Source organism: Ammonicoccus luteus (assembly GCF_050880385.1).
Lineage (GTDB): Bacteria > Actinomycetota > Actinomycetes > Propionibacteriales > Propionibacteriaceae > Enemella.
Genome location: NZ_JBNZCI010000009.1, coordinates 14110 through 34181, shown reverse-complemented (window position 1 = coordinate 34181; position 20072 = coordinate 14110). Strand labels below are relative to the sequence as shown.

Sequence of the window (20072 nt, the reverse complement as noted above, 5' to 3'; positions counted from 1 at the left end):
CCGGCCTTCCCATGGATGTGCGTCAGAGGGTCGCGCGCACCCGGATGATCTTGCGGCGCACCCACACATCCCGGGTGCCGTCGCGATAACGACGCAGCCGCATGAGTTCCCAGCCGCCGTACTCCGCGCGATCGGTCAGCAGCCGGCGCACCGCGTTGCGCGACCAGGTGTGGGGGATGCGGACCTGCTCGATCTCGTATTCCACCCCTGGCCGATCCCGCTCGTACCTCGTCACGACGCTCCTCACGCAGCCGGATGTTCCGACGATCTTAGGCAGTTGCCCGGCATTCGGTCGCCGAAGGATCTCAGTTCGCGCGCGGGGCAGGAGATTGCTATAGTTTCTCGCTGTGCCGGGGTGACCGGCAGACCCGAGTCCGGGTGGCGGAATTGGTAGACGCGCTAGCTTGAGGTGCTAGTGCCCGTTATAGGGCGTGGAGGTTCAAGTCCTCTCTCGGACACAAAACGAACGGCCCGAATCCTTCAGGGGATTCGGGCCGTTTTGGCATCACTCCTCGACTTCCAGCGCTGTTCGTCCCATCGCGGGCCCGCCGGACACGTCGTCGAGCGCCGCGATGATCGCGTCGGGCAACTCGACATCGACGGTCTCCAGACATTGCTCCAACTGGGCCGTGTTGCGGGCCCCCAGGAGCGGGGCGGTCACGCCGGGAGCATCCCGGACCCAGGCCAGCGCCACCTGCAGCGGAGTCAACTCCAGCCCTTCCGCCGCTCGCGCCACCGCTTCCACGATGCCGCGGGAACGTGTTTCCAGATAAGCCTCGACGAACCAGGCGAAGTGGCCGGCGGCACGTGAGTCGCGGGGGACACCATGACGGTATTTTCCGGACAGGACACCGCGCCCCAGTGGTGACCAGGGAAAGAAGCCCATGCCCAGAGCCCGCGCCGCCGGGAGGACCTCGACCTCGGCCCGACGGGCGAGCAGCGAATATTCCACCTGATTCGACGTGATCGGCGTCCGGCCCGGGAAGGCCTGCTGCCAAGTGGCGGCCTGTGCGCTCTGCCAGCCGATGAAGTTCGAGAGCCCGGCATAGCGGACCTTGCCGGCGGCCACCGCCGAATCCATCGCGGCCAAAGACTCTTCAAGCGGAGCGGCACCCCATGCGTGGATCTGCCACAGGTCGATCCAGTCCGTGCCGAGACGGCGGAGCGAGTCCTCGAGATCCAGCAGCAGCGCCCGCGCGGACGTGTCGACGACTCGTTGCCGATCACGCAGGACGAATCCCGCCTTGGTGGCGATCACGAGATCCTCACGGACCACGTCGGCACGCATGAGGGCGCCGATCGTGCGCTCCGAATCACCGTTGCCATAGGCAGCGGCGGTGTCGATCAGCGTCCCGCCGGCTTCATGGAACGTGCGCATCAGATGCCGTGCCTGTTCGGGCGGGGTGTCGCGTCCCCAGGTCATGGTGCCCAGGCCGAATTCGGACACCTCCAGGCCGCTGTTCCCGACCACCCGTCTGCGCATGCTCGGAACACTAACGGATCGCTTCGATGGCTCGATCCGTCGTCAGACGCGCCGGCGGTCCCGCAGCATGGTCTGCTCGCCAGCAGGATCGACGAGGGTCACCGCTCGGGGCAAATCTGACCACGCCAGCGCGAACCACGCGAGGCGAGGGATTGGTTGAACGCAGTACCGAGGCAACTCCACCAGTTGCACCTCGACCCTGTCCGCACCGGCACCAACCAGGCGCGGATCGCTCCAATGGCAGGCGTCATAGTGCACTCCGACGAGCAGGAACTCGTCCGGGTCGACCCGCTCGACGATGCCCGCTGGCTCATCTCCCGGCAGGCGCAGGGTGAACCCGGTTCCGGGGCCGCCCGGATCGTCGACGTCGGTGACGGGGGACCAGACCCGTCCGGCGGAGTCCGGCGTACACCCCGGGAACGCCGTGGTCGCGACGGCGAGCGCAATAACCAGGAGGAATCGCTTCATGCTGTTCTGGACCTCGTCGGGCGCGGACTGGTTCTGTCGGCCGCCTGCGAGGTCAGGGAACAACCTGCTTCTGTGCTCCGGTCGAGCAGGCTCAGTCCACGAGCCCTGACACAATGCCCGCATGCGTCTTGCGTTGAATCTCGGTTACATGGTCGGCGGCGAAACCCCGGCGGACCAACTGCGCCTCACCCGACGGGCCGAGGAACTCGGGTTCGACTCGGTGTGGGCTGCCGAGGCCTATGGCGCGGATGTCGTCACCCTGCTCAGCTGGCTCGCCGCGCAAACCGAGACGATCGCAGTGGGTTCGGCGGTGATGCAGATTCCCGGGCGTACGCCGGCGAACACCGCGATGACTGCGGCCGGTCTGCAGAATTTGAGCGGCGGCCGTTTCCGCCTCGGCCTCGGGGTCTCCGGGCCGCAGGTGTCGGAGGGGTGGCACGGCGTGCCGTTCGCGAAACCGCTGGGGCGTACTCGCGAGTATGTCGAGATCGTCCGCAAAGCGCTCAATCGCGAAGTAGTCGAGCACGACGGCGAGCACTTCACGCTGCCGCTGCCCGGTTCAGAGGGCAAGGGGCTGAAGCTCATGGTGCGCCCGGTCGCCCCGGTCCCGTTCTATCTGGCCGCGGTCGGGCCGAAGAACCTCGAGCTGGCCGGTGAGTTGTTCGACGGGTGGCTGGGGCTCTTCTATGCGCCGCAGTTCGCGCCGGAGCAGCTCGCGGCTATCGCCGCGGGACGTGCCAAGGCCGGCAAGGACCTCGAGGACTTCGACGTTCAGGCGTCATTTCCGCTCGTTGTGGGTCCCGACGCGGCGGCCTGTGCCGACCCGGTCCGGCCCTACGCCGCGCTCTATGTGGGCGGCATGGGCAGCAGGAAGAACAACTTCTACAACAACCTGGCGGTTCGCATGGGGTACGCGACCGCGGCCGCGGAGGTCCAGGACCTCTATCTCGGCGGACGCCAACGCGAGGCGATGGCGAAGGTCCCGACGGAGTTCATCGACCGGACGTCCCTGCTCGGTGACCGAGCGCGTCTGACCGACCGGCTTGCCGAGCTCGCGGACTCCGGGCTGACGACGTGTGCCGCCACTCCGGTCGGCCGGAGCATTGACGACAAGCTCGCCGCTCTGGAGACGCTCGCTGAGGCCCACCGTGGACTGAGTCGCGGTTAACCCTGCGGCAGCGGGTCGAGGACACCGGTGAGCAGCATGACGACGACTGCGGCCGCCAAAATGAGCCGATAGATCACGAACGGCTTGAAGCTGTGGGTGCTGATATAGCGCAGCAGCCAGTGGATCACGGCGAGGCCGACGAAGAAGGCCAGCACGGTCGCGGCGATGATCGGGCCCCAGGCGGCGGTCTGGTCGCCGGGGATGTCCTTGAGCTTGTACAGACCCGACAGGAACACGGCCGGGATCGCCAGGAGGAACGCATAGCGGGCGGCGGCCTCACGCTTGTAGCCCATCGCCAGACCGCCCGCGATCGTGCCACCCGAACGGGATACCCCGGGGATCAGCGCCAGTGCCTGTGCGAAGCCATAGAGGATGCCGTGCTTCACCGTCAGCTTGTCGAGCGTCCGCTCGTTCTTCGCGAAGTGGTCGACGACCCCGATCACCAGGCCGAACCCGGCGAGCATGGCCGCGGTGATCCAGAGATTGCGCAGGTTGTGGTCGATGGCGTTCTCGAACAGCAGGCCCAGGACGCCGATCGGGATCGAGCCGACGATGATCAGCCAGCCCATGCGGGCATCAGGGTCGTTGCGCGGGATCTTGCCGACGATCGACAGGGCCCAGTGCTTGATGATGCGGCCGATGTCCTTGGCGAAATAGAGCACCACGGCAGTCTCGGTGCCGAGCTGAGTGATGGCGGTGAAGGCCGAGCCTGGGTCCACTCCGCCCAGGAGTTGACCGACGATCGACACGTGTGCGCTGGATGAGATCGGAAGGAACTCGGTCAGGCCCTGGACGATGCCCAGGACGATCGCGTCGAACCAGTTCATCTGCCGTCCTAGTCGTGGGCGGGAGGATTCCCGCAGGGTGAATGGAGCCGCGCTCACACTAGACCTGTCGGCCGTCCATTCCGTCCCTTTGTGCCATCGTTGAGTCCGCGCGGCGTCCTTCACGCGGGCAAGCATGGTCGCGCACGGCCGCGCCCAGGCAGCGAGCCGTTCCCGTGCGGGGTGGGGGCGGGTCGGCGGGAAACCCCCGCATAGGGTGGCGAACATGACGACATTGTTCCTCGTGCGTCACGGCCGGTCGACCGCCAACACGGCCGGCATTCTGGCGGGCCGTTCGGACGGCGTCGAGTTGGATGAGACCGGCCGGGAGCAGGCCGTTGCCGCGGGCGTACGCCTGGCTGAGGTGCCCCTCGTGTCGGCGATCGCCTCACCCATCCTGCGGTGCCGGCAGACCACGGAGGTCATGCTCGGCGATCGAGCAATCCCGACGGAGGTGGACGACCGGCTGACCGAATGCGACTACGGGGATTGGACGGGCCAGAGCCTGAAGGAACTGGCCGGCGAGGACCTGTGGAAGACGGTCCAGCAGCAGCCGTCCGCCGCCGTGTTTCCGGGCGGTGAGGCCATGACCGCCCTGTCGGCGCGGGCCGTGGCGGCCGTGCGCGATTGGGACAGGACGTTGCGTGCACGCCATGGGGACCACGCGGCCTGGGTTGCGGTTTCGCACGGTGACGTGATCAAGGCGATCCTCGCCGACGCGCTCGGCATGCACCTCGACGCGTTCCAGCGCATCATGGTGGATCCTGCGTCGGTGTCGGTGATCCGCTATACCGATGCCCGTCCCTATGTCGTCACCATGAACTCCCTGTCCGGCGATCTGGCGAAGCTGGTGCCGCCGGCTGAGGCCGGGGACGACGCAGCGGTCGGGGGCGGAGCCGGAGTCGCGGGCGGGCCGGAGACCGGCGCCCGAGCGGCCGAGGGCACCGACGAACCTCGCGTAGGCTGAGCTCATGGCCATTGTCGAGCACCGATATGACGCACCCGATCGGTTCGTCTCAGGCACGGTCGGCGAACCGGGCGATCGGACTTTCTTTCTGCAGGCCCGCCAGGGCAACCGGCTGACCAGCGTCACGTGTGAGAAGCAACAGGTGTCGGTCTTGGCCGAACACGTGGACCGGGTGCTCGCCGAGATCGCCCGACTCAGTGGGGGACTGGTGTCAGTCCCACCGGAGCGCGACACCGCTTATGACAACGAGCCCTTGGATGCCCCGATCACCGAAGAATTCCGGGTCGGCACCATGACGATCGCGTGGGACCCGTCGGACTCCCGCATCGTCATCGAGATGTTTTCCGTCTCCGAAGAGGAGTTGGACATCGAGGTCGACGACACCGCCGGTGCGGATGAGGCGGCGGAGGCGCTCGCGCGGGCAGAGGCGGAGCGCGCGGGCGAGGTGCTGATCGTGCGGATCGCCCCCACAGCGGCGCGGGACTTCGTTGCTCGTTCGATGGCCCTTGTCGCCGCCGGACGCCCGGCCTGCCCCTTCTGTCAGCAGCCGATCGATCCCGATGGGCACATCTGTCCGCGCGCCAATGGCTATCGACGACCCCTCTTCTGAGCGTCCCCGGGCCTTGGACCTTCTCGACCCCGCGATCTTCACCGACGGCGACCTGGAGTTGACAGGCCGTCTCGTGCAGGCCTCCAATGCGACGTTCCTCGGTGAACTCACGTCCGCGCGGGGGGTGCTGTCCTGCGTCTATAAGCCCGTTCGTGGTGAGCGCCCCCTGTGGGATTTCCCCGATGGCACGCTGGCGGAGCGCGAGGTGGCGGCTTATCGCGTCTCCGCGGCCGCGGGATTCGACGTTGTGCCCGCCACGGTTCTCGTCGACGGTCCGATGGGTCCGGGGTCGCTGCAGGCGTGGATCGACGTGGACGACGACGCGGATCCGGTCGTCGATCTGGTGCGCTCGGGGCGCACACCGGAGGGCTGGTTCGACGTCGTCGACGGCCTCGATGCCCACGAACGACCCGTCACGGTGATCCACCGCGATGAGCCGCAGCTCCGCCTGATGGCGCTGTTCGACGCGCTGATCAACAATGCGGACCGCAAAGGTGCGCACATCCTGGTCGACGCCAGTGGACACATCTGGGCGGTCGACCACGGTGTGAGCCTCCACGTCCAGGACAAGCTGCGCACCGTGTTGTGGGGCTGGGCCGGGGACGAGCTCACCCCGGCGGAAACGGACCTCGTGGCCGCGGCCTTGGTCGCCAGCGAAGAACTGGCGGAGTTGGTCACGGAGGCCGAGGTGAAAGCGTACGAAGCGCGCTGCCTCCGGATCCTCACCGAGGGGACCTTCCCGCTGCCGCCGGGAGCCTGGCCATCGATCCCTTGGCCCCCGCTCTGAGCCGAACCGACCACCGGCACGAGGCCGTGCGGCTGTCCGGGCCGCTCGCTAGGCTCGCGCCATGCAGGCATGGCACGCTCCCCAGGTCCCCTCACTCCCGCGCCCCGACAGTGGGTTCAATCCCGTGCGCGTGCACGACACCGCCAGCGGTGAACTCAAGGTGGTCGGACCCGAATCCGGGACCGCCCGGCTCTATGTGTGTGGCATCACGCCCTATGACGCGACCCACATGGGGCACGCGAACACCTATGTGAGCTTCGACCTGCTGCTGCGTGCTTGGCGGGACCAAGGTCTCGACGTTCACTATGTGCAGAACGTCACCGACATCGACGACCCGCTGCTCGAACGCGCCAACGCCACCGGGGTCGACTGGGTCGCGCTGGCGGAGGATCAAACCGAGCTGTTCCGCACCGACATGCGGGCACTGAACGTGGTGCCGCCCCAGAACTACATCGGTGCGGTCGAGTCGATTCCGCTCGTGGTGGATCTGCTGCACAAGTTCGGCTCCGACTCCGTTTATCAGCTCGCCGAAGAGCCCCGGGATTGGTATTTCGCGGTGCACTCCGACCCTGACTTCGGTCAGGTCGCCGGCTTGGACGAGGAGACGGCCCTCAAGATCTTCGCGGAGCGCGGGGGCGACCCCGAGCGCGCCGGCAAGCGCCACCCGCTCGACTGCCTCGTGTGGCAGCTGGAGCGCGACGGTGAGCCCGCCTGGGACAGTCCTTTTGGACGCGGTCGCCCCGGCTGGCACATCGAGTGTGCAGCCATCGCCGAACACTTCCTCGGCTCGACCTTCGATGTCCAAGGGGGTGGCTCCGACCTTGCCTTCCCGCACCACGAGATGAGCTCGTCCGAGGCGGTGGTCGCGACCGGCGAGCCCTTCGCCGAGGCGTTCGTCCACGCCGGCATGGTGGGTCTCGACGGCGAGAAGATGTCGAAGTCCAAGGGCAACCTTGTGCTCGTCTCCAAGCTGCGCGCCGCCGGCACCGATCCGATGGCGATTCGCCTTGCGCTGCTGGCCAACCACTACCGCAGCGACTGGTCGTGGACCGACGCACTGCTGGTCGAGGCCGAGCAGCGTCTCGATGCGTGGCGACAGGCCACCGGGCTGTCCGCCGCGCTCCCGGCCGATGACGTCATCGCCGAGGTTCGCACCGCGATGGCGGACGACCTCGACGCACCTCGTGCGCTGAGCGCGATCGACACGTGGGCCGCAGCCTCGTTGGCGGTCGACGGCGACGACACCGACGCCCCGGCTCTCGTGACCGCGCTGGCCGACGCCTTGCTCGGCGTGCGCGTCTGACGGACTCGAGTCCCGGCGCGAAACGCGGTCGGCGCCGGGCGCACCACGCGTTAGGGTGGGGCATCGTGAAGACTTTCGACGGCTTGTTCGCCGAGCTGACCGAGATCGCCCGGACGCGGCCGGAGGGTTCGTCGACCGTCAAGCGGCTCGACGCAGGTGTCCACGCGATCGGAAAGAAGATCGTCGAAGAGGCCGCCGAGGTCTGGATGGCGGCTGAATATCAGTCGACCGAAGAAGCCGCTGAAGAGATCAGCCAGCTGATCTATCACCTCCAGGTGATGATGCTTGCGTTGGGCCTCGAGCCCGATGACGTCTATCGCCACCTCTGATCCCCGCACCACCCGCAGATTGGATTGCGCCGTGAACGACCGGCCACTGCTCAAGATCGCTGTGCCCAACAAGGGATCGCTCTCGGAAGCCGCTCAGCAGATGCTGCGTGAGGCGGGCTATCGGCAGCGCTCCGACGCCAAGGAACTGGTGCTGACCGACGCAGCGAACCATGTCGAGTTCTATTATCTGCGTCCGCGTGACATCGCCGTCTATGTGGGAGAAGGCACCCTTGACGTCGGGATCACCGGCCGGGACATGCTGCTGGATTCCGGCGCGGCCGCCCAGGAGGTCATGCCGCTCGGGTTCGGGGCGACCCGCTTCCGCTATGCAGCCCCTGCCGACTTGCACTGGGACATCCCCGACCTCGAGGGTCAGCGGATCGCCACGTCCTATCCGGGCCTGGTCGAGGCGGACCTGGGCAGGCGGGGGATCACGGCGCGTCTGATCAAACTCGACGGCGCCGTCGAGAGCGCGATCCGCCTGGGTGTCGCCGACGCGATCGCCGATGTCGTCGAGACGGGGCGGACCCTCCGGCAGGCCGGCATGGAGGTCTTCGGCGAGACGATCCTGCATTCGGAGGCGATCCTCATCAAGCGTGATGACACCCCGGTCCGCAACGGCTTGGAGCGGCTGCAGCGACGGTTGTCGGCGGTGCTCGTGGCGGAGAACTACGTGATGATGGACTATGACTGTCCCGAGGCCATCGTCGATGAAGCCGCGGCGATCACCCCGGGCTTCGAGTCGCCGACGGTGTCCCCGCTGGCCCGCGATGGATGGGTCGCCGTGCGGGCGATGGTGAAGCGCACCGAGGCGCAGGCCGTGATGGACGATCTGTGGGAACTCGGCGCCCGCGCGATCCTGGTCACCGACATCGCCGCCTGCCGACTGTGACCGGCCAGCGGCCCGCGGGGCTGCCGGAACTGCCCAAGACCTACCGCGCGCGCAACCTGCTGATCTGGGCCATCGGGTTCTCCCTGGCGATCATCGGGGGCAGCATCTTCGGTTGGTACTCCCTCGACGCCCATATCCGCGACCGCTTCAACAACTTCCAGATCCTCACGCTGATCGTCATCGGGCTCGTGCTGATCGGGTTCATGATGGGGCTCGGCATGAGCGTTGTGGTCGCGGACGAAAAGGGGCTGAAGATCCGCAACGCGATCTCCATCCGGCGTCTCCACTGGGATGAGATCGGCGAGATCCAATATCGGCACGGGGACCCGTGGGCGTACGCAATGCTCGCGGGCACCGAGGACGACCCGGTCCGCCGTCAAATGATCGGCATCCAGACCACGGACAAGGACCGCGCCCACGCGGCCGTGGCGGAACTCCGCGCGCTGCACGCGCATTTTCGCGGGCGCTGAGACCTCACTCGATCCCGCGCTTGCGCAGGAGTTCCTCGATCTCGTCGAACTCGTTGTCCGCGGTGGCCCCTCCGCTCCGGGCTGCGGGAGCGGTTCGACCCGAGGTCCGCTTCTCCACCGATTTCCGGTCCGCGGCTTTCTCGACGGGTCGGCGACCCCGCGTACGCCGCGCGACGAAGCCACCCACCACCCATAGGACGACCGCCAGCCCCAGCAGCCCCAGTCCGGCCCAGACGGCGGGATTGAACACCAGCTGGCCCGCCCAGCGTCCCAGCGCTGCAGCGGCATCGAACACCATGCCGAGCAGTCCGGTGAGATAGAGCCCGACGGGCAGCGCAGCAAACCCGAAGGCCTGCAGCGCACGGCCACGACGGCCTCGGAGCCACAGGACGATGGCCACGACGAGTGCCAGCGCAGTGAGTGATAAGGCGGCGGGAAGGACGAGGTTCATGGACCTACCCTTTCATCTGAGGGCACCCCAACCCATCGGGAAGTCCCCTTGGGCACCCTGAATTCGGTGTACCGTCAACGGTCATGAGTCCACAACTGCCTCCCGGGTTCGGCGAGAATCGCAGTCTGGGTGGCTATTCCGAGGAATTCGCGGACGACGACGGAAGGCCCGCGGCCCAGACACGGCACGCGTTGGCGGCAGCCGCGAAATCCCCCGAGGCGGCGGTCTATCTCGATGCAGTCGTCGAACTGTGCCTGTCCCGCCTGCTGGTGCCGCTGCTCGCCTCGGGAGACGAAACCATGCAGCATGATCCCGAACGCCACGCCGAAATGGCAGCCGTCCTGCTGGAACAGGGGGACGGCCGCCGTGCGATGTTGGCCTTCACCGGGGTCGACTCGCTCACGGCGTGGAACCCCGAGGCACGTCCCGTGCCGGCGACGCTGGATGTCGTCGCCGACACGGCGACCCAGTCCAGCGCCGGCACAGTCATCGTCGATCTCGCGGGTCCTGACCCGATCGTGATCGAGGGCAGCGTCCTGGAGAACCTCGCGCTGGGCCGCCGGCTGGTCCGGCTTCCCGATGACACTTTCGGCTGGCTCGCGCCGGCCGGCGGCCACGAGGCCGCTGACCATGTCCCCGATCGACAGGAGAAGCCATGATTCGCACCGAGACCACGCTGCCGTCCGGCACCCGGGTGTCCTGGTTGGAAGCAGGACCGGCCGATGGCCATCCCGTGGTGCTCCTCCATGGCGGCGGTGCCGACAATGCGGCACTGTCCTGGGGGCCGACGCTGCAGCTGCTCTCGGAGCAGGGCTATCGCGCGATTGCGCCCGACCACCCCGGATACGGCCGCAGCCCCCGCCCGCGGTGCTACGCCACCATGGCCAACCAGATCGCCTACGTCAACGAGTTCATCGATTCGCTCGAACTGGGTGAATATGATCTCGCCGGCGTCTCGATGGGCGGCGGGATGGCGATCGGCCATGTGCTGGCGCGTCCGGGTCGAGTGCGCAAACTCGCGCTCGTGGCGAGCTATGGCTATCAGAGCACCCTCGCGGCCCAGCCGCTCATGATGATGGGCTCATGGATGCCGGGCCTGATCGAGTCGATCCAGTGGACCTCCTGGAACCCGTTCCTTGTCAGCTTCGGCCTCACGGCTGTCCTGACCAATTCGGTCATCTCCGACGAGCTGGCCGCAGGCGTCCGGAACGCGGCGCTGGAAACGCCGGCGTTGGCCACGTTCAACGAGTTCCAGCGGCATGAGCTCGGGCCGCTGGGCAACCGCACCGACTTCAGCGACCGGCTGCGGGAAATCACCCAGCCCGTCCTGCTCATCCATGGGGAGCACGACATGATCTTCCCGTCGAATGATGCGGTCAAGGCAGCAGGGCTGTTCCCGAACGCGCAGCTCGAGCTCCTGCCCGGGGTCGGGCACTGGGCGCAGCGAGACGATCCCGTGGCGGTCCACGCGCTTCTCCTGGATTTCTTGGCCGAGGGCTTGCCGGGCGCGCTGGATTCGGGCACGGCGGAGGATCTGTACGCAGATGCCCACCAAGTCCTGCCCGGCACGGTGGTCGACCTCCCCGAGGTCGGGGCCGACAGTGCCCGCCCCGACCTCCGGATCGTGCGACCGGGTTCCCCGGCCGCCTGATTGGATTAGGTGGCCGGCGCGGTCATCGGTTAAGATGGCCGCCGACTGATTCGTCGCGCGCGAATCACTTCAAAGCGGAGACCTGATCTCCCACCTTCCGACGCCTTGTGCAGTTGGCAGGTCGGCACCGGCTGATCGATTGATCGGTCCGGTTTTCAGGCCTTCGCTTCGGCGAAGGCCTTTGTCGTTGCCGGGGTGACCAGGGCGCTGCGAAACCCTGTCGACAACGACTCAAACTGGAGGACACATCAGCACCGAACCACGCATCAATGAGCGCATCCGCGTCTCTGAAGTCCGTCTCGTCGGCCCGGCCGGCGAGCAGGTCGGCATTGTCCGGATCGAGGACGCCATGCGGCTGGCCCGTGAGGCGGATCTTGATCTGGTCGAGGTTGCGCCCATGGCTCGCCCACCGGTGGCGAAGCTCATGGACTACGGCAAGTTCAAATACGAAGCGGCCCAGAAGGACCGCAGCGCCCGCCGCAACCAGTCGAACACCGTGATCAAGGAGATGAAGCTCCGCCCGAAGATCGACGGCCATGACTACGAGACCAAGAAGGGCCACGTCGTTCGCTTCCTCAAGGCCGGGGACAAGGTGAAGATCACCATCATGTTCCGCGGACGCGAGCAGAGCCGACCGGAGCTCGGGTTCAACCTGCTGAAGAAACTTGCTGATGACGTTGAGGAGTTCGGGTTCGTCGAATCCGCTCCCAAGCAGGACGGGCGCAACATGCTGATGGTGCTGGGCCCGACCAAGAAGAAGACCGAGGCACGCGCCGATGTCCAGGCCGAAAAGGACCAGCGCGCCGCGGCGCGCTCGGCCGACCAGGAGGCCGAGCACCAGCACCAGGCCGAGCGTCGAGCACAGGCAGCCGCCGAGCCGCCGAAGAAGAAAAAGAAGGGTCCCGCCGACAACATGGACCCGGACATCGATCTCTGATCGTGAGTCCCACCCGCGGGGTCATTCCCTCGCGGGACGCATATCGATGGCACGTCCACCGTGCCCAAGAAGGAGCGGCAGCATGCCGAAGATGAAGACGCATTCCGGTGCCAAGAAGCGGTTCAGGGTCACGGGCTCCGGCAAGGTGATGCATCGCCGTGCCGGGAAGATGCACCTCAACGAGCACAAGTCGAGCCGTCGCACCCGCCGCCTGGACGGCGACGCGGTCCTCGAGAAGGGCGACGCCAAGAAGGCCAAGAAGCTGCTCGGCCTGCTCTGAGCCCATCCCCACCACCGACTTTTTCACACATAGGAGACAACCGACATGGCACGCGTCAAGCGTTCGGTCAACGCGCAGAAGAAGCGCCGCGAGATCCTGGAGCAGGCCTCCGGCTATCGCGGGCAGCGGTCCCGCCTTTATCGCAAGGCCAAGGAGCAGGTCACCCATTCGCTGGTCTATGCCTACAACGACCGCCGCAAGCGCAAGGGCGACTTCCGTTCGCTCTGGATTCAGCGGATCAACGCGGCGTGCCGCGCTGAGGGCATCACCTATAACCGCTTCATCAACGGCCTGAAGAACGCCGGTGTCGAGGTGGATCGCAAGATCCTCGCCGACCTGGCTGTCACCGACGCCCCCGCGTTCAACGCCCTGGTCGAGGTCGCCAAGGCGAACCAGGCCGCGGGCGCCGCGGCCTGATCGGTGGCCACTGGCACACCGAACGAACCGGCCGGAGCGCTCCCACCAGCGAGTGGGGGCAGGCTCCGGTCGGTTCGTCGTCTCACCCAGCGCAAGCATCGCGTCGAGTCGGGTGAGTTCCTCGCCGAGGGCCCCCAGGCAGTCCGTGAGGCGATCGAGTACGCGCGAGTCCGCGAGCTGTACGTCGTGCCGTCCCCGCGCGTCCGAGACCTGGTGGATGCTGCTGCCCGGGCAGCGATCCCGGCGTACTCAGTCGCCGAACCCGAACTCAACCGACTCACCGACACGATCAACCCACAGGGCGTGGTGGCCGTCTGCTCGTGGCCCCCGGCCACCCTGGCGGACCTGCCGGCCGACGCGCGACTCGTGGTCGTGTGCGCGCAGATCCGTGACCCCGGGAACGCCGGGACCGTCATCCGCTGCGCCGACGCGTTCGGCGCCGATGCAGTGATCCTGTCCGCGGACTCGGTCGAGGTCACGAACCCGAAGGTGGTCCGGGCGTCCGTCGGGTCGATCTTCCATCTGCCGGTGATCACCGGCGTGCCGCTCGCCGCCGCCATCACGGAGCTCAAGCGACGCGGCCTGCAGGTGCTGGCCGCAGAGGGCGGCGGCGCCGACCAACTCGACCGGCTGGCGGACGCCGGTGAACTCGCACGGCCGACCGCTTGGGTCATGGGCAACGAGGCGTGGGGATTGCCGCCCGAACACGCGGCCCTCGCCGACCGACGCGTCGCCGTGCCGATCTGGGGCGCAGCGGAAAGCCTCAACCTCGCGACCGCGGCCGCAGTCTGTCTCTACGCCACCGGATCCGCGCAGCGCAGGTGACGCGGGCTCAGCCGAGTGGCTGGCGGCCCAGCGTACCCACCAACGACTCCCGATAACGCGCCGTCGCAACCCGGTCCGCCTCGACCGCCATCGCCGAGAGTCGCTCCTTCAGCCCCAACCGGGCAACGACCTGCTCGGTGTCCGGCTTGTTGATGAAGTCCTCGAGCGCCGCGACGCCCTGATCGGCCAGACGGATGGCTTCGCGCTGTTGGGCGTCGAGCCGCTCGGCATACCAGTCACTCTCGAGCACTGCATCGCGCGTGAACATCGCACGGACCTCGGGCGAAGCGAGCGTGTGCCCGTCGGCGGTCGCGCCGTGGGCCATGATCTCCAGCAGCGCCCTCAGCGGCGGGCAGGCGAGGTCGATCGTGCCGTCGGCGAAGTACGCTTGCGCGACGCGCTCGTGCGTCTTCACCATCGTGTCCATCGACTCGGCATATGCGCCGAGGTCCTGCAGCTCCGGCCGCAACATCTCCTCGGTGAACACCACCTCGGGATGCATGAAGATCCGGGCGAAGAAGATGTTCGCGAAGCGCTGCGTCATCCGATAGCCGAGCCGGCTGGCCAGGACGGTGCGGCCCTCGAACTCGAAGTCCTCGACCTTCTCCAAGAAGCCGTTCTCGATCATCGAGGACGCTTCGCGCTCGGCGTTGCTCATCCGCGAGAACACCTCGGGCACGAGCAGGCTGATGTCGTGGTCGACGCGCACCTTCGGGCCGACCCATCCGGCCGCGGAGATCCAGCCGTCATAACCGGTCAGCACGAACGACAGCAGGGCCGCGTTGAGGTCCAGCGCGGTGGGCAGCGCGTTGAACGGGTTCTTGGTCAGCGCGCCCTCGGACCCCGCACCGGTCGTCGACGGCGACTTGCCGGTCATGGACGAGATGAACTCCATGAAGAGTTCAGGCAGCTCCAGATAGTGGAGGGGGTTGAAGCTGCACAGAGGGGGTACGCCGGCCTCCGGCGGGTTGTTGCGCCGACCCGCGGCCACCAGCTCGACGGGCCTCGGCAGCGGCTGATCGGTGGGGACCTTGTAGCGCAGATGGGTCATCAGATCCGCGGTCCTGACCGCGAGCGGGTTGGCAAGGTCAGGTCGGACCTGCAGATAGCGCGGGTTCTTCGACGGCTTGCCGTTGACCAACCGCGGTTCGGACGAGCAGACGAACCACGAGGCGTCGGCACTGTCCGAGACATGCGTGATGAGGTCCTGCATCGGCTGGGTGAACTGGCTGAAGCCGACCGCATCGGCACGGATCTCGCGGGCCTGCTCGGTGGTGAGCGGCTCGAAGTTGGACAGGAAGGTGCCGGGGCTGGCGATATCCGCCTCGGCCTGCTCGTCATAGCCGCGATGCACGGCATCGTCCGGTCGCTGGAAGAGCAGCCGCTCGCAGTTCTCGGCGAACTTGCGCGACCGGTCCGGCTCGCTGGGCACGACGACCGAGGCGGTGATGTCGTCCTCGGTCTGGATCTTGCTCGCCGGGGCATAGTCCGGACGCAGGGAGAACAGCCGCCAAGCTCCATCGGGGTGGAATCCGACGCGCAGCATGCTGACGACGACCCGCTGGTTGTCGAGCCTGAGCACGTTGCCCTGCCGACCGTTGAGCCGGCGAACCGAGAAGTGGGAGCGCCAGTCGTCACCCCACTCGGGGCGATAGGACCGCTTGACGACGAACAGCAGTTCCTTGACATGGATCGGGATCGACTCGAGCCAGGCGTTGTAGTCGTCGTTGAAGTCGGGCGAGCAGGTGAGGAGCTTGACCACGCTGCCCATCGAGCGCTTGTCGCTCAGCACGTCGCGGTGATCGACGCCGTTCCGGACGGGGTCGGCGAACCGCTCGGAATAGTCATGGGTGACGAGCTCGGCGACCGCGTCCATGTCGGCCTCGAAATCGGCGACATAGGCGTGGCTGGGCAGGATGGCGTCGGTCAGTGCCTTGGAGATCTCCGACTTGCCGCCGCCGGAGACGGTGCTGGGCTTGTGGCAGTTCGTGGAGCCCGCGGACGTTCCGATGAGGGTCCACTGCGTCGGGTCGGACGGGAGTTGGTGCATCTCGACGCAGAAGCCGTGCGGACCGAAATAGCGGCGGTCCGCACGCAGGGGGATCGAACGTGCGTCCGCACCCGTGCCCCAGCTGACCGTGCGGGCGCTCAGGCTGTAGCGGGCGTGCTCGGGCACCAGGATCAGGCGTTCGTCCGTGCGGTCGATCGCGTGCCCCTCGGATTGGAGGTCCCACCGGTCGGGGTCGTTCGCCAGGACCTCGGCGATCCTCCAGACATCCCGTGCGTACTTGTCATAGAACTCACTGCCCTCGTCATAGGCAGGGAAGACCAGCGCACCACCGGAGTGCTCCTCCTCGGCGAACCCGGCCAGGTTGGCCGCATAGCTGATCTGGGTCTTCACCTCCTTCTTGCAATAGCCGAAATAGTTGTCGGCGATCACAGTGACGATGACCCCACGCTCGTCGCGGGCGCAGATCTTGAACGCCTGACCGTCGTTATAGAGCTCGTCCTCGTCCTCCCAACACATGCCGTCCCGGCGTTGGCGGTCGGTCGCGTCCGCGACGTGGGGGAGGCCGACATCGACCTTGCGGACCCGCACGAGGTGGGGCGCGAGGATCACACAACCCGTGTGCCCGGTCCACGAGGCCGGATCGAGCGAGGCATCATGCTCGGGGAGGTGGGGGTCGCCCGCGTTGCCGAAGATGCCTTCGACGAAGTCCAGGTTGGACACCAGACCGCCCGGTGCGATGAACCGGATCTCCATGCGCTGCTCGCGCGTGAACCCCGGCACCCCGGGGATCACCAGCGGACGCAGCAGCAACGAAACGAAACAGCGCGCAGGGTCGGGCTCGTTCGCGGTGAACGGCAGGACCATCGACTCCGCCGGCGGTTTCGTTGCCAGGTCGAGCAGGCGCGCGAAGGTCTCCTTGGGCACGGCCTTCTTGTCGTCCGGAATCGGCAGACCGCCTTCGGCGATGTGGAAGACGCCCGCGGTGGTGCGGCGGTCGTTGAACGGGTTGTGCAGCACACCGTTCGCCAGCCGATAGCTGTGAACCAGCTCCGAACTGAACTCGTCAGCATCGACCGGCAGCGAGAGCTCTCGGGCGAGACCGGCCGTGTCGAGGATCAGCGTGCGCCGGGGCAGCTCGGGGCGGGTGCCCACGTCTGACAGATAATCGTCGACGAAGCGCTCGATGCGTGCATCGGCGGGGGAGAGACGATAGGAAAGCCTGCGGCTCCACTCCTGGCTGCGCGCGAGCAGCGGACCGACCAGGTCGGTCGTCCGGCTGGCGGCGCCGTTGGTCTGGGGCAGTCCGAGGAGCGCGAGACGGACGTTGATGGCATCGATGACATCGGCAGGGGGAGTCATGGAGCCCATTATCCAAAGGTGGTCGCCGTCACTGGTGATTTCCGGGAAGGTTGTTCGCGAGTGTTCGGTCGGGGGATAGGTGGGTGTTACCTGGGCGCGGACGATCCGGTGGACTGGAATCCCCGGCGGATCACCGTGGCCGGGGTCAGCGGGTCGGGCAAGACGACCCTGGCCACGAGGATCGCCGAGCGGTTGGATCTGCCGCGGGTCGAGATCGATGCGCTGTTCCATGGTCCCGGGTGGCAGCCACGGGCGAACTTCGTAGCCGAGGTCGAGGCGTTCCTCGCGGGGCGGGAATGGGTGATCGAATGGCAATATCGACTCGTGCGGGAGCAGATCGCCGCGCGTGCGGACACGCTGGTGTGGCTGGACCTGCCCACCGCGGTCACGCTCGCCCAGCTCACCCGCCGCACGATCCTCCGTCGCCTGCGCCGAGAGGAACTGTGGAACGGCAACCTCGAGGCCCCGTTGCACACGGTGTTCACCGATCCCGATCACATCATCAGGTGGGGCATCCGGACGAGAAACCAACTGCGGGAACTGATGCCGAACATCGCCGCAGCGCATCCCCACCTGCGCATAGTCCGCCTGAGGTCCCGCAGAGAGCGTGATCGTTGGCTTCGGTGCACACTGGTCCGGTGACTTCCACACGGCCGGCCCACGGGGGCGCCTTCTATCTCTCGTGCCTGACGGCCTTCCTGGGCGGCATGGCACTGGCGGCGCAGTCCCGACTCAACGGCCGGATGGCCGGCCACACGGGTGACGCCCTGTGGGCCGCCACATTCACGTTCGCGTCCGGCTGGGCGTTGCTCACTCTCGGGCTGCTCATGCGCACCGCGCGAGCGGGTCTCGCCAACACCTATCGGGCCTTCCGGTCCCAGCACCTGCGGGCGTGGGTCTTCTTCTCGGGTTTCTTCGGAGCATCGTGGGTGACGGCGCAGGCGTTCGCAGTGCCGTTGGCCGGGGTCGCGCTGTTCATGATCGGCGCCGTGGGCGGCCAGACGGGCGCCGCCCTGCTGATCGACAAGTTCGGGCTCGGGCCGGCCGGCCGGCGGCACGTCACCCTGGCCCGGATCGGTGCCGTGCTCCTCGCGCTGGTCGGCGTGTCACTGGCGGTCAGCGGCCGATTGGGCACCACCGGTCCCGCAGTCGTCGTGCCCGTCCTGGCGGCTGTCGCCGGTGGTGCCGCCATCGCGATGTCGGCCGCGTACAACGGCCGGCTCAACGTCGCCAGCCGCAACTTCATGGCCACGACCTGGATCAACTTCACCTGGGGCACCGTGGCGCTCGTCGCCATCTGCGTGGTGCGGATGCTCAGCGGGGCGATGACCTGGCCGAGTTGGGGCGGGGCGCCGTGGTGGGCCTATCTGGCGGGGCTCCTCGGCGTGCTCTATGTCGCCAACAGTTCCGTGGTGGTGCGTTATCTCGGCGTGTTGCTGCTGATGCTGATGACGCTGGCCGGACAGATGAGCGGCGCCCTCGTGTTCGATGCGCTCGATCCGGCGATGCGGAGATATCTCACCCCCGTCCTTCTCGTCGGTGTCGTCGTCACCCTGGTCGCGGCTGCGTGGGCCGCGTACGCCGCCACGAAAGCCCCGACCGAGTCCGCAGGATGACAGGACGTCCGCTCAGCCTGGAACCCGTTCGCGGTCGGACTCGGTTCTTCCTAGACTGACCGGTGCTCGCGGTCCGATCGCGGGCGTACGCAACGATCCGAGGGGAGCCCATGTCCGGGCCGAATACGAGTTATGACCCAGTCCAGGTCACGCCACTCAACGCCGAGGAGGTGGACCGGATGGTCGAGCAGGCCATCCGCGCCTTTGCCGAGGCCACGACCGTGGCGGAACTCAAGGAGGCCCGGATCGCGCACACCGGCGAGCGCTCCCCGCTGGCCCTCGCCAACCGCGAGATCGGCGCCCTGCCGCCCGCCGCGCGCAAGGAGACCGGCGCGCGTGTCGGGAAGGCCCGCGGCCGCGTGAACCAGGCGCTCAAGCAGCGCGACGCCGAGATCTCCGCGGCCGAACTCGAGCGGCGCCTCGCAACGGAGACCGTCGACGTCACTCTGCCCAGCGAACTCACCCCGCGCGGCGCGATCCACCCGATCACCGGCATGCTGGACCTCGTCTCGGACATCTTCGTCGCGATGGGCTGGGAGATCGCCGAAGGCCCGGAGCTCGAGGCCGAGTGGCTCAACTTCGACGCCCTCAACTTTCCGCCGGACCACCCCGCGCGCTATTTGGCCGACACGCTGTTCGTCGAGCCGGTGGAGAACCACATGGTGATGCGCACGCACACCTCGCCGGTCCAGGCCCGCACGTTGATCGAGCGGGACCTGCCGGTCTATATCGCGTGCCCGGGCAAGGTGTTCCGTGCCGACGAATTCGACGCCACCCACCTCCCGGTCTTCCATCAGGTCGAGGGCCTCGTCGTCGACAAGGGCATCTCGATGGCGCACCTCAAGGGCACGCTCGACCACCTGGCCAGCGAGCTGTTCGGTGGCGTGACCACCCGGTTCCGCCCGCACTTCTTCCCGTTCACCGAGCCCAGCGCCGAGGTGGACCTGCAGTGCTTCATCTGCCGTGGCGCGGACGACGAGTGCCGGACCTGCGGCGGCAACGGCTGGATCGAGTGGGGCGGCTGCGGCGTCGTGAACCCGCGCGTCCTGATCGCCTGCGGCATCGACCCCGACGTCTATTCCGGCTTCGCGTTCGGCATGGGCATCGACCGCGGGGTGATGTTCCGCAACGGCGCCACCGACCTGCGCGACATGGTCGAGGGCGACGTCCGGTTCTCCCGTTCCCTCTCCGGCATCGCGCGCTGACGCGCGCCGACAACTCTCA

General features: G+C 67.4%; 23 protein-coding genes and 1 tRNA gene. 18 read left to right on the top strand and 6 right to left on the bottom strand.

Going from position 1 to position 20072, the window contains the following annotated elements:
- Positions 1–22 precede the first annotated feature (22 nt).
- Positions 23–235 carry a DUF5703 family protein gene (locus ACQ260_RS16010; RefSeq protein ID WP_432560467.1) on the bottom strand — a complete coding sequence of 71 codons (213 nt, stop codon included), beginning with the start codon at positions 233–235 and terminating at the stop codon, positions 23–25.
- Positions 236–372: 137 nt separating this feature from the next.
- Between ACQ260_RS16010 and ACQ260_RS16005 the strand changes: the two genes are divergently transcribed.
- Positions 373–458 (top strand) — tRNA-Leu (locus ACQ260_RS16005).
- A gap of 47 nt (positions 459–505) precedes the next feature.
- On the opposite strand, the gene ACQ260_RS16000 is transcribed toward ACQ260_RS16005, so the two are convergent.
- Positions 506–1483 (bottom strand): aldo/keto reductase, encoded by a 978-nt coding sequence (locus ACQ260_RS16000; RefSeq protein WP_432560466.1) that lies wholly within the window; start codon positions 1481–1483, stop codon positions 506–508.
- A gap of 42 nt (positions 1484–1525) precedes the next feature.
- Entirely contained in the window at positions 1526–1951 is a 426-nt protein-coding gene (locus ACQ260_RS15995; RefSeq protein WP_432560465.1) for a hypothetical protein, read from the bottom strand.
- 121 nt (positions 1952–2072) lie between these two features.
- Here ACQ260_RS15995 and ACQ260_RS15990 point away from each other — a divergent pair, with 121 nt between their 5' ends.
- Entirely contained in the window at positions 2073–3119 is a 1047-nt protein-coding gene (locus ACQ260_RS15990; protein ID WP_432560464.1) for an LLM class F420-dependent oxidoreductase, read from the top strand.
- On the opposite strand, the gene ACQ260_RS15985 is transcribed toward ACQ260_RS15990, so the two are convergent.
- Entirely contained in the window at positions 3116–3946 is an 831-nt protein-coding gene (locus ACQ260_RS15985) for an undecaprenyl-diphosphate phosphatase (protein ID WP_432560463.1), read from the bottom strand. The two genes, ACQ260_RS15990 and ACQ260_RS15985, sit on opposite strands and share 4 nt — an antisense overlap.
- Before the next feature lie 223 nt (positions 3947–4169).
- Between ACQ260_RS15985 and ACQ260_RS15980 the strand changes: the two genes are divergently transcribed.
- The 7 genes from ACQ260_RS15980 to ACQ260_RS15950 all read left to right on the top strand — a co-directional run bounded on the left by ACQ260_RS15980 (position 4170) and on the right by ACQ260_RS15950 (position 9301).
- Positions 4170–4910, top strand: a complete 741-nt coding sequence (locus ACQ260_RS15980) for a histidine phosphatase family protein (protein WP_432560462.1) — start codon at positions 4170–4172, stop codon at positions 4908–4910.
- 4 nt (positions 4911–4914) lie between these two features.
- Positions 4915–5520 carry a DUF3090 domain-containing protein gene (locus ACQ260_RS15975; RefSeq protein ID WP_432560461.1) on the top strand — a complete coding sequence of 202 codons (606 nt, stop codon included), beginning with the start codon at positions 4915–4917 and terminating at the stop codon, positions 5518–5520.
- A 13-nt stretch (positions 5521–5533) separates the two neighbouring features.
- The gene (locus ACQ260_RS15970; protein ID WP_432560460.1) at positions 5534–6307 is read left to right on the top strand and encodes an SCO1664 family protein; all 774 of its coding nucleotides are present in this window, start codon (positions 5534–5536) and stop codon (positions 6305–6307) included.
- A 61-nt stretch (positions 6308–6368) separates the two neighbouring features.
- Positions 6369–7610: a cysteine--1-D-myo-inosityl 2-amino-2-deoxy-alpha-D-glucopyranoside ligase gene (gene mshC, locus ACQ260_RS15965; protein WP_432560459.1), complete on the top strand. Its 1242-nt coding sequence runs from the start codon at positions 6369–6371 to the stop codon at positions 7608–7610.
- A gap of 62 nt (positions 7611–7672) precedes the next feature.
- Complete coding sequence (locus ACQ260_RS15960) at positions 7673–7939, top strand: phosphoribosyl-ATP diphosphatase (protein ID WP_432560571.1); 267 nt, start codon at positions 7673–7675, stop codon at positions 7937–7939.
- A gap of 46 nt (positions 7940–7985) precedes the next feature.
- Entirely contained in the window at positions 7986–8831 is an 846-nt protein-coding gene (hisG, locus tag ACQ260_RS15955; protein WP_432560570.1) for an ATP phosphoribosyltransferase, read from the top strand.
- Positions 8828–9301 (top strand): PH domain-containing protein, encoded by a 474-nt coding sequence (locus ACQ260_RS15950; protein WP_432560458.1) that lies wholly within the window; start codon positions 8828–8830, stop codon positions 9299–9301. Before hisG ends, ACQ260_RS15950 begins: the two co-directional genes overlap by 4 nt.
- A gap of 4 nt (positions 9302–9305) precedes the next feature.
- Here the strand turns inward: ACQ260_RS15950 and ACQ260_RS15945 are convergent, their stop codons facing one another.
- Entirely contained in the window at positions 9306–9752 is a 447-nt protein-coding gene (locus ACQ260_RS15945) for a hypothetical protein (protein ID WP_432560457.1), read from the bottom strand.
- Between the two features lie 83 nt (positions 9753–9835).
- Here ACQ260_RS15945 and ACQ260_RS15940 point away from each other — a divergent pair, with 83 nt between their 5' ends.
- The 6 genes from ACQ260_RS15940 (at position 9836) to ACQ260_RS15915 (ending at position 13862) form a co-directional block, all read left to right on the top strand.
- Positions 9836–10411: an SseB family protein gene (locus ACQ260_RS15940; RefSeq protein WP_432560456.1), complete on the top strand. Its 576-nt coding sequence runs from the start codon at positions 9836–9838 to the stop codon at positions 10409–10411.
- A complete protein-coding gene (locus ACQ260_RS15935) occupies positions 10408–11403 on the top strand; it encodes an alpha/beta fold hydrolase (protein ID WP_432560455.1) in 996 nt (331 codons plus the stop codon). The genes ACQ260_RS15940 and ACQ260_RS15935 overlap by 4 nt, the downstream gene beginning before the upstream one ends.
- A gap of 217 nt (positions 11404–11620) precedes the next feature.
- Positions 11621–12340 (top strand): translation initiation factor IF-3, encoded by a 720-nt coding sequence (infC, locus tag ACQ260_RS15930; protein WP_432560569.1) that lies wholly within the window; start codon positions 11621–11623, stop codon positions 12338–12340.
- Positions 12341–12422: 82 nt separating this feature from the next.
- Positions 12423–12620: a 50S ribosomal protein L35 gene (gene rpmI / locus ACQ260_RS15925; RefSeq protein WP_432560454.1), complete on the top strand. Its 198-nt coding sequence runs from the start codon at positions 12423–12425 to the stop codon at positions 12618–12620.
- Between the two features lie 45 nt (positions 12621–12665).
- On the top strand, positions 12666–13037 hold the full coding sequence (rplT, locus tag ACQ260_RS15920) for a 50S ribosomal protein L20 (RefSeq protein WP_432560453.1): 372 nt from the start codon (positions 12666–12668) through the stop codon (positions 13035–13037).
- A gap of 3 nt (positions 13038–13040) precedes the next feature.
- A complete protein-coding gene (locus tag ACQ260_RS15915) occupies positions 13041–13862 on the top strand; it encodes a TrmH family RNA methyltransferase (RefSeq protein WP_432560452.1) in 822 nt (273 codons plus the stop codon).
- A gap of 7 nt (positions 13863–13869) precedes the next feature.
- Here ACQ260_RS15915 and ACQ260_RS15910 read toward each other — a convergent pair whose 3' ends face one another.
- Positions 13870–17232, bottom strand: a complete 3363-nt coding sequence (locus ACQ260_RS15910) for a PPi-type phosphoenolpyruvate carboxykinase family protein (RefSeq protein WP_502219711.1) — start codon at positions 17230–17232, stop codon at positions 13870–13872.
- A 108-nt stretch (positions 17233–17340) separates the two neighbouring features.
- On the opposite strand from ACQ260_RS15910, the gene ACQ260_RS15905 reads away from it, so the two are divergent.
- From ACQ260_RS15905 to pheS, 3 genes are all read left to right on the top strand, one after another.
- Positions 17341–17874, top strand: coding sequence for a P-loop NTPase family protein (locus ACQ260_RS15905; protein WP_432560450.1), 534 nt, complete (start codon positions 17341–17343; stop codon positions 17872–17874).
- Entirely contained in the window at positions 17871–18848 is a 978-nt protein-coding gene (locus ACQ260_RS15900) for a DMT family transporter (protein WP_432560449.1), read from the top strand. The genes ACQ260_RS15905 and ACQ260_RS15900 overlap by 4 nt, the downstream gene beginning before the upstream one ends.
- A gap of 110 nt (positions 18849–18958) precedes the next feature.
- Positions 18959–20053, top strand: coding sequence for a phenylalanine--tRNA ligase subunit alpha (gene pheS / locus ACQ260_RS15895; RefSeq protein WP_432560448.1), 1095 nt, complete (start codon positions 18959–18961; stop codon positions 20051–20053).
- Positions 20054–20072 lie beyond the last annotated feature (19 nt).